The organism is Pantoea sp. paga, from assembly GCF_007558755.1.
GTDB classification, from domain to species: domain Bacteria; phylum Pseudomonadota; class Gammaproteobacteria; order Enterobacterales; family Enterobacteriaceae; genus Pantoea; species Pantoea agglomerans.
In genome coordinates, this window is sequence record NZ_VLTF01000002.1 from 598,603 (window position 1) to 612,447 (window position 13,845).

Sequence of the window (13,845 nt, forward strand, 5' to 3'; positions counted from 1 at the left end):
CGTTATGAATGCCGGTGGGATTCAGGGAAGCGTTAACAGGCATCCTGCCGCAACAGGGGATGGTATCCCCGGTCAAACCACGCCAGACCGTGGGTGTCGTCATTGCGCACTAACCCCACGACTTCGCAGAACAACGTGTCATGCGTACCGACGCTGACAATCTGAGTGATGCGACAGTCAAAGGACGCGACGGCGCCGCTCAGCACCGGCGAGCCGGTCACGGCCGTTGACCACTCAGCGGCAATAAAACGATCAGCCATTGGCGTTTTGCCGCCGAACAGATTGGAGAGCGTTTCATGGCCCGCTGCCAGCGTATTGACGCAGAGCTGCATGTTTTCGCGGAACACCGGGTAAACCGAGGCAGAGCGGTTAAGACAGACCAGCAGCGTCGGCGGCGAATCCGTGACGCTGCACACCGCCGAGGCCGTAAAGCCTGCGCGTCCGGCCGGGCCTTCCGTGGTGATGATGTTGACCGCAGCACCCAGCCGCGACATCGCATTACGAAACTCAGTTTTCTCAACGGCAGGGGTAAGGGTATCCAGGCTCATCGTGTTCTCCGCGAAAAGGTTATCCAACGACGCGCTGCAGCGGCTGCACGTCATCAGTCTGATCCAGCCACTGCAGCAGCAGGGCGTTAAAGTTTTCGGGGGCGGTGACGCTCATGGCGTGGCCGCCCCAGGCCATCATCTGTTCAGTCGCATTGGGCAGGGCCGCGGCCAGCTCAGTTGAGCAGCTCCACGGCACCAGCAGATCGTCCTGGCTGGCGATTACCAGCACCGGTTGTGGAATGGCCGCAGCCCGCGCGCTGAAGTCGGCGCTCATCAGGGCGTGCAGCCGCCGCATCAGATTTTCCATCCCCTGAAAATGTGCGACGTGATGGCTATCTTCCTGCTCCAGCCGCGTCTGATGCTGCGCCATCCACTCCGCTGGATAGAGAAACAGCGGCTGAGCGCGGACAAATGCCTCGACGCCGACGCTGAGCAGCAGGTCCTGACGTACCTGAAAGCAGCGACGGGTATGGGGATGCAGCGTCAGCCAGCCATTGATCACCGCGATCCGTTCGATCCGATCCGGATAATCCAGCGCCAGCTGCATCCCCATCAGACCGCCCAGCGCGTGACCGATCAGGCTGAAGCGCAGGATGCCGTGCTGCGCCAGCGCGGCGGCCAGTTCCGCCGCCATCATCGCCATGCTGTAGCCTTCCGGCAGACTGTCAGCGCTGCGGCCGGTGCCGCGCTGGTCATAGATCACCACCCGATAGCGTGCCGTTAGTGCGGCCAGCTGCGGCTGCCAGAAACCCGCCACGCCGCCCAGACCGGATGAGAGCACCAGCGTCGGTGCATCGGGATTTTGCAGACCCAGAATATCCAGCTGCATCAGACCTCCGCTTTGCCGATGTGCGCCACGCTGGCGATCTCAATCAGCGCATCAGGCTTGACCAGACCGCACTGAATACAGAAGCGCGCCGGTTTTTCGCCGGGAAAGTACTCGGCATAAACCTGATTCACCGCGGCGTAGTTCGACCAGTCGGTGATAAAAATCGAATTAAACGTCACATCGGTCATGCTGCCACCGGCGGTCTCAATCACCTTTTTGATGGTTTCCAGCACGTGGCGGGTCTGCGCTGCGGCATCACCCACATGCACCACATTGTTGTCAGCATCAAACGGCAGCGTACCCGAGACATAGACCACGCCATCCGCCAGCGTGCCGGGAACGAATGGGGCGATGGGGGTGGTAGTGCCTGGCGGAACAATAATACTTTTCGGCATAGCGTCGTCCTTATCGTGGATTAGCGGGCATTCAGGCTTTCGCAGAAGGTATCGACATCCGATACCCAGCCAAAAAAGGTTTCGATATTGAACAGGGCAGCCTGCTGAGCAAAGGGCGGGCCGGCCTGATAAGTGGCATCTTCCAGCACCACGCCGAAGTACTCCAGAAAGAAGCCGTCGCGCAGCGTCGATTCAACGCAGACGTTGGTGGCGATGCCGGTAAACATCAGATGACGGATCCCGCGGCTGCGCAGCATGCTGTCGAGCGGGGTGTTATAGAAGCCGCTGTAACGCGATTTCGGCAGCACGATATCATCGGGTTGCGGCACCAGTTCATCGACCAGCGCGTAATCCCAGCCGCCTTTCGACAGCAGCGAGCCCTGCAGTTCAGGCCGTTTGCGCATGGTTTTCAGGGCATTCGATTTATGGAAATTGGGGGAACCGGCGTCGCCCGCTTCTACATAGTCACTGTCCCAGCCGTTCTGGAACCAGATGATCTGAACGCCTGCCGCACGGGCCGCCGTCACCGCCTGATGGATTTTCGCAATCACCGGCTTGGTGGCGGAAACATCGAAGCCCGCCAGATCGAGATAGCCGCCTTCAGTGGCGTAGGCGTTCTGCATATCCACGACAATCAGCGCGGTCTGGCCGGGCGGAAAGGCGATCGGTTCTGGCCGCGCCGGCAGTTCAACCTGTGGAACATCCGGCGTGTGAGCACAATAAACGGTAGCCATCATGCCACCTCCTGCTGTGCGTCGAGCAGGGCGCTGCGACAGGCCATCAGCGGCTGAATGTGCTGCCCGAAGTTCTCGATACCCTGCAGGAAGTCATCAAACGTCAGCAGCACGCCGTGGGTGCCTTCGACCTGCGCAACCTCATCCAGCATCCGCGCCACGCTGGCATAAGATCCCACCAGAGTGCCCATATTGATATTGACTGCCGAGGTCGGATCCGCCATCTGGCGCACATTGGTGTCGCTGCCCGATTTGGTGTCCTGCTGACTCTGGGTGGTGAGCCAGGAGAGCGCCTCTTCATCCGCACCCGCTTTGTAGTGTTCCCACTTCGCCCGCGCTTCTTCGTCCGTTTCAGCAGCGATGATCATAAACAGCACATAGGAGCCGACATCGCGGCCCGCTTTTTCAGCGGCCTGCTTCATGCGAATCGAGGTAGAGCTGAACGCGGCGGGTGTGTTAACACCTTTACCAAAGCAGAAGTTGTAATCGGCGTGCTGAGCAGAGAAGGCCATACCGGCATCGCTCTGTCCGGCGCAGATCACCTTCATCGGGCGCTGCGGCTGCGGACTCACGCGGCAGTCGTTCATGGTGAAGAACTCACCTTTAAAGTCCGATTTTCCGGTGCCCCACAGATCGCGCAGCACGGTAACGTATTCGGTCAGATAAGCGTAGCGGCTGCTGAAATACTCATCGCCAGGCCACATACCCATCTGTTCATATTCCGGTTTCTGCCAGCCGGTCACCAGGTTGACGCCAAAGCGACCGCCTGAAATGGAATCGATGGTGGACGCCATGCGCGCCACAATCGCCGGAGGCAGCGTCAGGGTGGCGGCGGTGGCGTAGATCTCAATGCGCGATGTCACGGCGGCCAGCCCAGCCATCAGGGTGAACGATTCGAGATTATGATCCCAGAACTCGGTTTTTCCGCCGAAGCCGCGCAGTTTGATCATCGAGAGCGCAAAATCGAAATGGTAATGCTCTGCTTTCAGCACGATCGCTTTGTTCAGTTCAAAGGTCGGCATGTACTGCGGCGCATTGGACGAAATCAGCCAGCCATTGTTACCAATCGGAATAAAGACGCCTATCTTCATGTGAAACCTCGTTGCGATGGGGGAAAGGTGTTTCACGCGCTGCACTGCATCCTGCATCGTCCATGTGGGCCGCGCTCAGTCACAATTCTGCAAAGTGTGTGCCACTTTTTTTATTGTTTTATATAACAATGAGTTAAAATTAACCCGAAAGAGGTAAGTGGAGTAACTGGTCCATTTCAGACCGTCTGGTCAAAATTCGCTGCACGTTTTCCATGCAGGCTGAGCAAAAAAGGTGCAGGGCGCGGATTGGGCAGCGATGAATCCCTTTGCTATGATGCGCTGACACCAGAAGGATGAGGTAAACGTGTGAATACCGATGAAAAAAAGCCAACGCGTCGTTCGCGTGCGGTCGCAGCGAAGCGGGCCGCCATACTGGAAGCGGCATTAACCTTCTTCTCACAGTTTGGCATTCACGGCACCAGCCTCGATAAGGTAGCCGAGCTGGCCGATGTCTCTAAAACTAATCTGCTCTACTATTTTCCCTCTAAAGAAGTGCTCTATGTGGCGGTGCTTAAGCAGATTCTGGATGTCTGGCTGGCACCGTTGCGCGCGCTGGCGCACGATCAGGATCCATTGGTCGCGATTCGGCGCTACATCCGGCTGAAGCTGGAAGTGTCGCGCGATCATCCTCAGGCTTCCCGGCTCTTCTGTCTGGAGATGCTGCAGGGTGCTCCGCTTCTGAAAGGGGAGCTGGCAGGCGATCTTAAGCAACTGGTGGATGACAAAGCGGCAATTATTGAACGCTGGATTGATGAAGGACGTCTGGCGGGCGTACAGCCGCAGCATCTGATCTTTATGCTGTGGGCCACCACGCAGCATTACGCCGATTTTGCCACTCAGGTTGAGGCCGTTACCGGCCAGACGCTCAGCGATCCGGCGTTTTTCGATCAGGCTGTTGATAATGTGCAGCGCATGATCATCGAAGGGATTCGCGTACGCTAATTCAGGATACATCCACGGTTCAGGTACGGAGTTAATCAATGGATTCTGTTTCGCAGCTGGTGCTGGGTGCCTCAGTCAGTGTCGCAGTGATGGGACGTCGGGTGCCGGTCTGGCAGGCCGCGCTGGTGGGCGGCGTCTGCGGCACCTTACCCGATCTCGATGTCTTTCTTGATCATGGCGATGCGATACGCAACATGACCCTGCATCGCACGGAAACGCATGCGCTGCTCTGGCTCACGCTGCTCTCGCCACTGATTGCATGGCTGGTGGCGGGGCTGTTTCGCCAGCGGGTGAAGTGGGCAGCATGGTGGCCTGCCATCTGGCTGGCGCTGATCACCCATCCGCTGCTCGATTTGATGACGGTGTATGGCACCCAGCTTGGCCTGCCGATCAGCGATTATCCTTATGCCATCGGCAGTATCTACATCGTCGATCCACTCTATACGCTGCCGCTGCTGGCAGGCCTGGGCGTCGCGCTCTGGCGGCGCAGTGATAAAGGGCTGCGCGGAAACCGGCTCGGACTGACGCTGAGTACCCTTTATCTGGTCTGGAGTGTGATGATTCAGGGCGTTGCAGGCTGGCAGATCAGAGCGTCGCTGGCGGAGCAGGGTATTCCGGACAATAAAGTGCTGGTGACGCCGACGGCCTTTAATACGCTGGTATGGCGCAGCGTGATTATGACGCCGGATCGCTATGGTGAAGTTTACTGGTCGCTATTGTCGCCCTCACGGCCACTGCAGGTAGCGTGGTACCCGCGTCATCCTGAGCTGTTCGACGCCTTTCGGGGCAGCTGGTATGCAGAACGTGTCGCCTGGTTCAGCCACGGCTTTTACGCCCTGCGTGAGCAGGACGGGCAGACGACGATTGCCGACCTGCGCATGGGCGAAGGCGATAAGTATACCTTCACCTTTGGTCTGGGCACGCCTCAGCAGCCCGATCCCCGGCCGCAGCGCTTACCTTATGAACGCCCCTCTTTATCCGCCATTTTCTCTGCGCTGGGCGATCGCCTGTAAAAAAAAAGCCCGGTCATCTGACCGGGCTTTGTTCATGATATTACCGATTAGCGGCTACGACGATTACGCAGCATCCAGCCTATACCCAGCAAGGCAAACCAGAGTGGCGTAACCATCAGCGCCTGGCGCGTATCTTCCTGCAGCGTCAGCAGCACCAGCACAAATGCGAAAAATGCCATGCAGACCCAGCACATGAATTTGCCCAGCGGCATCTTAAATGCCGACTCCGCATGGCGCTGCGGATGCTTTTTACGGTAGGCCAGATAGCTGCACAGAATGATGGTCCAGACGAACATAAACAGAATGGCCGAGACGGTGGTCACCAGCGTGAAGACCTTCATCACATCCGGGATCAGGTAGATCAACGCCACACCAATCAGCAGGCACAGGCAGGAGAAAAACAGGCCGGTAGTCGGCACCGCACGGGCAGAGAGTCGGCCAAAGGCGCGGCTGGCCACACCCTGCTGCGACAGGCCATAGAGCATACGGCTGGTGGAGAAGATGCCGCTGTTGGCTGAGGAGGCCGCAGAAGTCAGCACCACAAAGTTAACGATACTCGCAGCCGCAGGCAGACCAATCAGAACGAACATCTCAACAAACGGACTGCGATCGGCCATCACCTGGGTCCAGGGCGTTACCGCCATAATCACCATCAGCGCCAGCACGTAAAACATAATGACCCGCAACGGAATCGCATTAATCGCGCGCGGTAACACTTTATGCGGATTGTGGGTTTCAGCCGCTGCCGTGCCCACCAGTTCAATGCCGACAAAGGCAAACACCGCAATCTGGAAGCCGGCAAAGAAGCCGCTGAGGCCTTTCGGGAACATGCCGCCGTGATCCCAGATGTTGCTGAGTGACGCTGTGCCGCCGCCCGGTGAGGGGTAGTGAATCGATACCAGCACAATCCCGGTTACGATCAGCGCCACAATGGCGACAATTTTAATGATCGCGAACCAGAACTCCATCTCGCCAAACAGCTTGACGGTGGCAATGTTGAGCGCCAGAAAAACCACCACGCAGAGCAGGGCGCTCATCCAGATCGAGAAGCCCGGAAACCAGAGCTGGAAATAGGCGCTGATTGCCACCACGTCGGCAATGCCGGTTACCACCCAACAGAACCAGTAGGTCCAGCCGGTAAAGTAGCCTGCCCACGGGCCAAGCAGATCAGCGGCAAAATCGCTAAAGGATTTGTACTCAAGGTTGGAGAGCAGCAGCTCCCCCATGGCGCGCATCACAAAGAACAGCATAAAACCGATGATCATATAGACGAAAATGATCGAGGGGCCAGCCAGGCTGATGGTTTTACCGGAACCCATAAACAGGCCGGTACCGATAGCGCCACCAATGGCGATCAGCTGGATGTGACGATTGTGCAGATTGCGCTGAAGTTTATCGGGCGTTTCGTGGGTGCTTGCGGTTTCTTTAGATTGATCAACCATAGAATTGTCTTTCCTGTCGTGATGTTGTGTTCAGCTCTGCTGGCTGTTAGTCAAGGCGTTTGCCTGAGGGCAAGTCGGCATAAGATAGAGGAAGAGAGCCGGAATCGGGTAACGCTTTTTTACCAATTGTGATGCCTGCCGTCCCGGAAGCAGCAATAAAGCGCGATTTTGTTCAAACCTTCGTCAGTCTGGGTAATTATTCATCACGTTATGTCAGTCAGGCGGCGTAAAGGGCGATGGGCTTCTACACTTTTTGTTTGCTAATCATCATCCTGCGAGAGGGACTATGCGCACGTTTATCCTGTTTTTGCTGTTGCTTGCGCTGGGATGGATCAGCTTACCCTGGCTTAAGCAGCATCTGCCGCCGCAATTTAATCCCTTTACGCCACTCTCTGTTACCGATCCGCCGGGCTGGATGACGCAGATTAAGATGAAAAGGCTAGCCAGCGATCCCGACGCATGTCTGGCGGTGATGCGCCGCGCTCAACAGGCGGGCTGGGTCAGCTTCAGCGAGCGTCCGGACGTCACGGGTCACTGTCCGCTCAGTCATCCGCTGCGGGTTCAGAAATTTGGCCCGGTCAGCCTCAGCAGCAGCTTTCTGGCCAGCTGTCCTATGGCCGTCGCCAGCACCATGTATACTCTGCGCAGTCGTGAGCAGACCGCCAGAGAGTTGCACAGTCCACTGGTACGAATTACCCATGTCGGCAGTTACGCCTGCCGTAATATTTATCACCGTGCCCAGGGGCGGCTCAGTGAACATGCCACCGCCGATGCCTGGGATGTGACAGGCTTTCAGCTGGCTGATGGCCAGCGGCTTGAGGTCAGTCGTCACTGGCAACAGCCGGAAGAAAAAGCGGCAATGCTTCATACGCTGTGGCGTGGCGGCTGTGAGGTATTCGGCAATGCGCTGGGGCCGGACTATAACGCCGCTCACGCCTCACATTTTCATCTGGGTATGCGTGGTGCAGGATACTGCCGATAAATCATCAGACAGGATTAATACCGTGTTTGATTAAGAAATGTTCTTATGGTGCCAGTAAAACCCATCCAGTTATCATTGCTGAACCTGATCCCTTACTGAAATAGTCTGACAACAGGTAAGGATGCTCCTAAAAAAACCGATTTCAGGGCCATTTGTAAGAATAAAACGATGCCTGCGGGATAAAACTCTTGCGCAAATTCTCAGCGTCATTTGCTCAGCGCCTGCTGGCGGCATGATGAAATTATTTCATGATTGCGCTGGCAGAAATAAGGGAAAGGTATCGCATAAATAAAAAAGTGCGTGATTAAGAAAAGAACGGATTTTACCTGCAAATTTATTTTCAGATGATTTAGTTGCGTGACTATCGGTAAAGTGATTTAACTGATTAAAATAGAGTCAGTGCTGAGCATTACGCCGTAAATAGTGATCTCCGCCACGTATTGCGGCCAGGTAGCAGATTAAGTAAAGGTGACTATTACGGACGTGCTGTCCTGGGTCAGGTACCCGCAGTCAGATAAGTGGATAAACCACAGCAGGATATGAATCGACTGGCACAGAGCACGGTCGGGCAGGGGAGAGCAGAAAAGGTTTATTAAACAGCACATCGTTACGCTTACAGGGCTGCCACTGAAAACCGGGACAGGTCTGTAACCTGCAAGCGCGTGGCGCGGGCAGCAAGCCGGTTAGCTGCCTCAGCAGACGCCACAGGGGCTGCGGGGACGTCTGACGAAGCCTGTCCTGATGGCTGCAATGACAGAGCCGGTCTTATTTCCTGATAAAAAATATGTCAGAAATTTGCCACTGCCGCTTCGCTTATAATGGAGTAATTAACGCCTTGTTTACTCGTTATTTACCCAACAATCAGCATCGCGATTCAATATTTTCAGCAGACTTTTCAAGTCTGAGAAAAAATTGCACCGGAGGTCAGGGATTGAAATCCTATCAGAAAAATCTTATTCTTCTGGGGTGATTGAAATTGCTGTGATCGGCCTCACCTTGTAAAGGCAGGAACACTTTTTCACTCCGCTCCAACGGTGAAAGGTTAAATGCGCTGTAGATCGGGACAGGTTCGTCCTGCACGATAAATTAGTTTTCTTCTGCAAATTTATTTTATCCGATGAATCTGAATGAATATTACCGGAAGGGCGAGTGAAATTAACGCTGAGGCAATATGAGTACTGAAAATTATTTCGCCTGGCGAGCTGAGGCGAAAGAAAAATTTCAGGCATTAACGGTTTCTTCTGAATTGAAGCCGTTATTGCAACAATTTATTGAATCATTAGGCTTCGATTATTTTGCCTTTTTGATTCAGCACCCGGTGCCTTTTACCCGACCGCGTATTCATTTACATAGCACCTATCCCAAACTATGGGTTAAACGCTATGAGAAGCAGAATTATTACGCTGTCGATCCGGTGCTCAGGTTGTGTCAGCGACCGGGCAGAGGCATGGCGTGGACGGAGGAACTGTTCGCTGACGCCGGCAATTTGTGGCGTGAGGCGAGAGAATATGGGCTGCAGAGCGGATTTTCTTGCTCTGCAATGGCACCAAATCGCGTCATTGGTATATTATCTATATCGTCGCAACAGCCCATTTCTGTCCAGCTCTGCCATGCTGAACTGGAGGTGAAACTACACCTTTTAGCGGAACTAAGTCTGGATACGCTGGAACGCTTTAGCGATGATGCAATGATGGTACTAAAAAAAGAGTTTAGTCAGCGCGAGCTGGAAATTTTGAAATGGACAGCCGAAGGAAAAACGGCGGTCGAAATTTCACTTATTTTATCCATCTCTGAACATACCGTTAACTTTCACCAAAAAAATATGCAAAAGCGTTTCAATGTTTCCAATAAAACGCAGATTGCCTGCTATGCAGCGGCAATCGGACTGATCTGAACATTAAGCAACGGCTACATTTAGCTGTTCCTTTGCACAGGTCTGTTGTCTATTCTGCGCCGGGACTTTGCCAGGCTGGCGCAAAGAAATCATTGCAAACATGGGGATGTCAGAGGCGCATGATGAAAATAGTGCAAACGCAATTAAAGGATATGCCATCCTCTTTGCTTGCCGAACTCGGCAGCTACCGATACAGCGTCTTTGCGCGCGGCGAAGGGTGGTCAATTCCGCCACGTCTGAGCACGCCAGGACAGGAATATGATCGCTACGATCGTTCAGATGTCATCTGGCTGATCGCATGGAATGCGCGGGAGGGCATCAGCGGCTGTGCGCGTCTGATGCCCTGGTTCGAACCTGAACTGAGTGAAGGCATCGTACTTCCTTTCAGCCATGAGAAAGTGTGGGAAATGTCGCGCTTCTCGGCACGGCTGGATGTGGACGCTGAGCTGCCACTGAATATTCTCTGGCACGCCGTGCAGCTGGCAGAATTGAACGGTATGGAATACATCATCAGTTCGGCAACGCCGATGCTGGAGAAGATGTTTGAAGAGCATCAGGTGGTGTATGAGCCGCTGACGCCGGGACTTATTCTGTCAGAAGATAATCTGTTTGCGATCCGTATTCCGGTGGTTCAGCCAGCGCTGGCTGAAAAGTATCGGGGAACGCGGCGCTTTAGTCCGGAAGAGGTGCTGCCTACGCTGGGCGTTTCGGTTAACTGGCAGGCGCATAGTTAATTAATTTGCCCCCGCGGCTGGGGGCAAGCAAGCTTACTGACGGTAGGCTGTTTTAATCTGCTTAATGGTATTGCTGAATACTTCGGCCTGGGGCTTGTCGCCCAGCGTCTGTACATAGCGTTCCATATTGATAATCACTTTGCCGGCATCAGCCTGGCCCATACCTTTCAGGATCAGGGTGATCATCATCTTCAGACCCGCGATTTCATCCGCTAATTTCCGGGCTTCCTGCGAAGTTGCAAAATCTTCATCGCTCATGCGTTTCTCCTTGGTGAATGACAATGTGTCGGCAATCTGTCCGAGCAGCAGTGCGTGAGTATACCACAGGGGCAGTAAGTTGCTGGAGCAGCCGGTTCGCTTCGCTATAAACAGCTGGTTTGTCCAGTACAACTAATCAATCGCTGAAAGTAATTACAGGCGTTGCCGGGCCAGATATCACAAGGGCCTGCAGCGATAAGGGACAGCCATGCTTGGTGTTAATATCATGAAATACGAAGAGTTTAAGGATTATTCAGTACGCCTGTCGGTGGTAAGAAATCTCTGTTAATGCTGGCTGCACGGGACTGGAAATCGTTATGCGAAGCGTTGACTGTTTTGGTTTGTTGATGTGCTTTTGAGGTAAAAACGGGTATGATTATCGCCTGTATTCATTAATTGCTTCCTCTTTTTTTAGCCTCTGGAGTTTCCCCGTTGATCAGTGTGCTTCTTGTTGATGACCATGAACTTGTCCGTGCCGGAATCCGTCGCATCCTGGAGGATGTCAAAGGTCTGGCCGTGGTCGGAGAGGTCAACTGTGGCGAGGATGCCGCTAAGTGGTGTCGTGCCAATCAGGTTGATGTGATCCTCATGGACATGAACATGCCGGGCATCGGTGGACTGGAGGCGACGCGCAAAATCGTGCGTTACAATCCCGATATCAAAATCATCATGCTGACCATTCACACGGAAAATCCGCTGCCTGCGAAAGTGATGCAGGCGGGGGCTGCAGGCTACCTCAGTAAGGGGGCTGCGCCACAGGAGGTGATCAATGCGATTCGCTCGGTCAATGCCGGACAGCGCTACATCGCTTCAGATATCGCCCAGCAGATGGCGCTGAGCCAGATTGAGCCACAAAAAGCGGAATCCCCCTTCAGCTGTTTGTCGGAAAGGGAATTGCAGATTATGCTGATGATCACCCGTGGACAAAAGGTGACGGAAATTTCCGAGCAGTTAAATCTCAGTCCTAAAACCGTTAACAGTTACCGCTACCGGATGTTCAGCAAGCTGAATATCAGTGGCGACGTAGAGTTAACGCATCTGGCCATTCGACATGGCCTCTATAATGCGGAGCCGTTAATCAGTAGTGAATGACGTTTTTGATCCCAAAGCCTTTCTGAGTACGGTAACCAGCAAGCCCGGTGTTTACCGCATGTATGACGCCTCAGGCACCGTCATCTATGTAGGCAAAGCCAAAGACCTGAAGAAGCGTCTGACCAGCTACTTCCGCACTCAGGTCGGCAGCCGCAAAACCGAAGCGCTGGTTAGCAATATCCAGCACATCGATGTCACCGTGACCCACACCGAAACCGAAGCGCTGCTGCTTGAGCATAACTACATCAAGCTCTACCAGCCGCGCTACAACGTGCTGCTGCGCGACGATAAATCTTACCCCTACATCTTTCTTAGCAGCGATACCCATCCGCGACTGGCGATGCACCGTGGTGCAAAGCATGCCAAAGGCGAATACTTTGGCCCGTTCCCCAACGGCTATGCGGTGCGTGAAACGCTGGGATTGCTGCAAAAAGTCTTCCCTATCCGCCAGTGCGAAAACAGCGTCTACCGCAATCGCTCCCGGCCCTGTCTGCAATATCAGATTGGCCGCTGTCTGGGTCCCTGTGTCGCGGGGCTGGTCAGTGAGGAGGAGTATGCACAGCAGACCGATTACGTACGTCTGTTCCTGGCGGGTAAAGACGATCAGGTTCTCAACCAGCTGGTCAAACGGATGGAAGAGGCGAGCACGGGCCTGCGCTTTGAAGAGGCGGCACGCCTGCGCGACCAGATTCAGGCTGTGCGACGGATCACCGAAAAGCAGTTTGTCTCGAATCAGGGTGATGACCTTGATGTGATGGGTGTGGCTTATGAAGCGGGCATGGCCTGTCTCCACGTGCTGTTTATCCGTCAGGGCAAAGTGTTGGGCAGCCGCAGCTACTTCCCGAAAGTGCCCGTCGATACCGATCTGGCTGAGGTCGTTCAGACCTTTGTCGGGCAGTTCTACCTGCAGGGCAGCGAGGCACGCACGCTGCCTGGCGATATTCTGCTGGACTTTACCTTGCCAGAGCGTGAACTGCTGGCTGAGTCGCTCAGTGAGCTGGCCGGGCGTCGGGTGAGTATCCAGAGCAAGCCGCGCGGGGATCGCGCCCGTTATCTCAAACTGGCGCGCACCAACGCCGCGACGGCGTTAACCACCCGGCTGTCACAGCACTCCACAATTCATCAGCGGCTGATGGCGCTGGCGGAGTTTCTTGAGCTGGACAAAATTAAACGCATGGAGTGTTTCGATATCAGTCATACCATGGGTGAGCAGACCATCGCCTCCTGCGTGGTGTTCGACCAGAATGGTCCGCTGCGTGCCGATTATCGTCGCTACAACATCAGCGGCATTACGCCGGGTGATGACTATGCCGCCATGAGTCAGGTGCTACGCCGCCGCTATGGTAAAGCGATTGAAGAAGATAAGATTCCGGATGTGATTCTGATCGATGGCGGTAAGGGCCAGCTGTCTCAGGCGAAGCAGGTCTTCGCGGAACTGGATGTGCCCTGGGACAAAAACCGGCCGATTTTACTCGGTGTAGCGAAAGGCAGCGATCGTAAAGCCGGACTGGAGACGCTGTTCTTTGAAGCGGAAGGTGAGGGCGTTTCACTACCACCCGATGCGCCGGCGCTGCATGTGATCCAGCATATTCGTGATGACGCTCACAATCATGCCATTTCAGGCCACCGTAAAAAACGGGCCAAAGTAAAGAACACCAGCGCACTGGAAAGCATCGAAGGGGTGGGGCCGAAACGGCGTCAGCAACTGCTTAAGTACATGGGGGGCTTGCAACCGCTGATGAACGCGTCAGTGGAGGAGATCGCCAATGTACCCGGTATCTCACATGCTCTGGCAGAAAAAATATACTACTCGTTGAAACACTAGCATTGAAACGGGGGGGGCAATGTAGGAACATAGGCTAAATTCTACCTATATCCAGACAGTTACCGG

At 54.6% G+C, this 13,845-nt stretch carries 14 protein-coding genes; 7 read left to right on the plus strand and 7 right to left on the minus strand.

The annotated features are described in order from the left end of the window. Positions 1-32 precede the first annotated feature (32 nt). From rutF to rutA, 5 genes are read right to left on the minus strand one after another with little or no spacing between them, the layout of a single operon-like run. Complete coding sequence (gene rutF, locus FOV68_RS08450; RefSeq protein ID WP_029518970.1) at positions 33-548, minus strand: NADH-dependent FMN reductase RutF; 516 nt, start codon at positions 546-548, stop codon at positions 33-35. Positions 549-567: 19 nt separating this feature from the next. Then, complete coding sequence (gene rutD / locus FOV68_RS08455; protein ID WP_143990602.1) at positions 568-1,377, minus strand: pyrimidine utilization protein D; 810 nt, start codon at positions 1,375-1,377, stop codon at positions 568-570. After that, on the minus strand, positions 1,377-1,772 hold the full coding sequence (gene rutC / locus FOV68_RS08460; protein WP_031593547.1) for a pyrimidine utilization protein C: 396 nt from the start codon (positions 1,770-1,772) through the stop codon (positions 1,377-1,379). The genes rutD and rutC overlap by 1 nt, the downstream gene beginning before the upstream one ends. Before the next feature lie 20 nt (positions 1,773-1,792). Next, positions 1,793-2,506 carry a pyrimidine utilization protein B gene (gene rutB / locus FOV68_RS08465; protein WP_143990718.1) on the minus strand — a complete coding sequence of 238 codons (714 nt, stop codon included), beginning with the start codon at positions 2,504-2,506 and terminating at the stop codon, positions 1,793-1,795. Then, a complete protein-coding gene (rutA, locus tag FOV68_RS08470; RefSeq protein WP_010669800.1) occupies positions 2,506-3,597 on the minus strand; it encodes a pyrimidine utilization protein A in 1,092 nt (363 codons plus the stop codon). Before rutA ends, rutB begins: the two co-directional genes overlap by 1 nt. Positions 3,598-3,903: 306 nt before the next feature. On the opposite strand from rutA, the gene rutR reads away from it, so the two are divergent. Both rutR and FOV68_RS08480 read left to right on the plus strand, forming a co-directional pair. Next, complete coding sequence (rutR, locus tag FOV68_RS08475) at positions 3,904-4,539, plus strand: HTH-type transcriptional regulator RutR (protein WP_003849991.1); 636 nt, start codon at positions 3,904-3,906, stop codon at positions 4,537-4,539. 38 nt (positions 4,540-4,577) lie between these two features. Beyond that, complete coding sequence (locus FOV68_RS08480; RefSeq protein ID WP_143990603.1) at positions 4,578-5,552, plus strand: metal-dependent hydrolase; 975 nt, start codon at positions 4,578-4,580, stop codon at positions 5,550-5,552. 47 nt (positions 5,553-5,599) lie between these two features. On the opposite strand, the gene cycA is transcribed toward FOV68_RS08480, so the two are convergent. Next, a complete protein-coding gene (gene cycA / locus FOV68_RS08485; RefSeq protein WP_031593544.1) occupies positions 5,600-6,994 on the minus strand; it encodes a D-serine/D-alanine/glycine transporter in 1,395 nt (464 codons plus the stop codon). A gap of 286 nt (positions 6,995-7,280) precedes the next feature. Here cycA and FOV68_RS08490 point away from each other — a divergent pair, with 286 nt between their 5' ends. From FOV68_RS08490 to FOV68_RS08500, 3 genes are all read left to right on the plus strand, one after another. Then, on the plus strand, positions 7,281-7,976 hold the full coding sequence (locus FOV68_RS08490) for an extensin family protein (protein ID WP_143990604.1): 696 nt from the start codon (positions 7,281-7,283) through the stop codon (positions 7,974-7,976). Positions 7,977-9,147: 1,171 nt separating this feature from the next. After that, positions 9,148-9,870, plus strand: a complete 723-nt coding sequence (gene sdiA / locus FOV68_RS08495) for a transcriptional regulator SdiA (protein WP_010246613.1) — start codon at positions 9,148-9,150, stop codon at positions 9,868-9,870. A 122-nt stretch (positions 9,871-9,992) separates the two neighbouring features. Further along, positions 9,993-10,604, plus strand: coding sequence for an acyl-homoserine-lactone synthase (locus FOV68_RS08500; RefSeq protein WP_143990719.1), 612 nt, complete (start codon positions 9,993-9,995; stop codon positions 10,602-10,604). 33 nt (positions 10,605-10,637) lie between these two features. On the opposite strand, the gene FOV68_RS08505 is transcribed toward FOV68_RS08500, so the two are convergent. After that, positions 10,638-10,862: a DUF2594 family protein gene (locus FOV68_RS08505; protein WP_003849983.1), complete on the minus strand. Its 225-nt coding sequence runs from the start codon at positions 10,860-10,862 to the stop codon at positions 10,638-10,640. A 432-nt stretch (positions 10,863-11,294) separates the two neighbouring features. On the opposite strand from FOV68_RS08505, the gene uvrY reads away from it, so the two are divergent. Together uvrY and uvrC are read left to right on the plus strand one after the other, a co-directional pair. Continuing rightward, entirely contained in the window at positions 11,295-11,954 is a 660-nt protein-coding gene (gene uvrY / locus FOV68_RS08510) for a UvrY/SirA/GacA family response regulator transcription factor (RefSeq protein ID WP_010246608.1), read from the plus strand. Further along, complete coding sequence (uvrC, locus tag FOV68_RS08515) at positions 11,947-13,779, plus strand: excinuclease ABC subunit UvrC (protein WP_143990605.1); 1,833 nt, start codon at positions 11,947-11,949, stop codon at positions 13,777-13,779. The genes uvrY and uvrC overlap by 8 nt, the downstream gene beginning before the upstream one ends. The last annotated feature ends 66 nt before the right edge of the window (positions 13,780-13,845 follow it).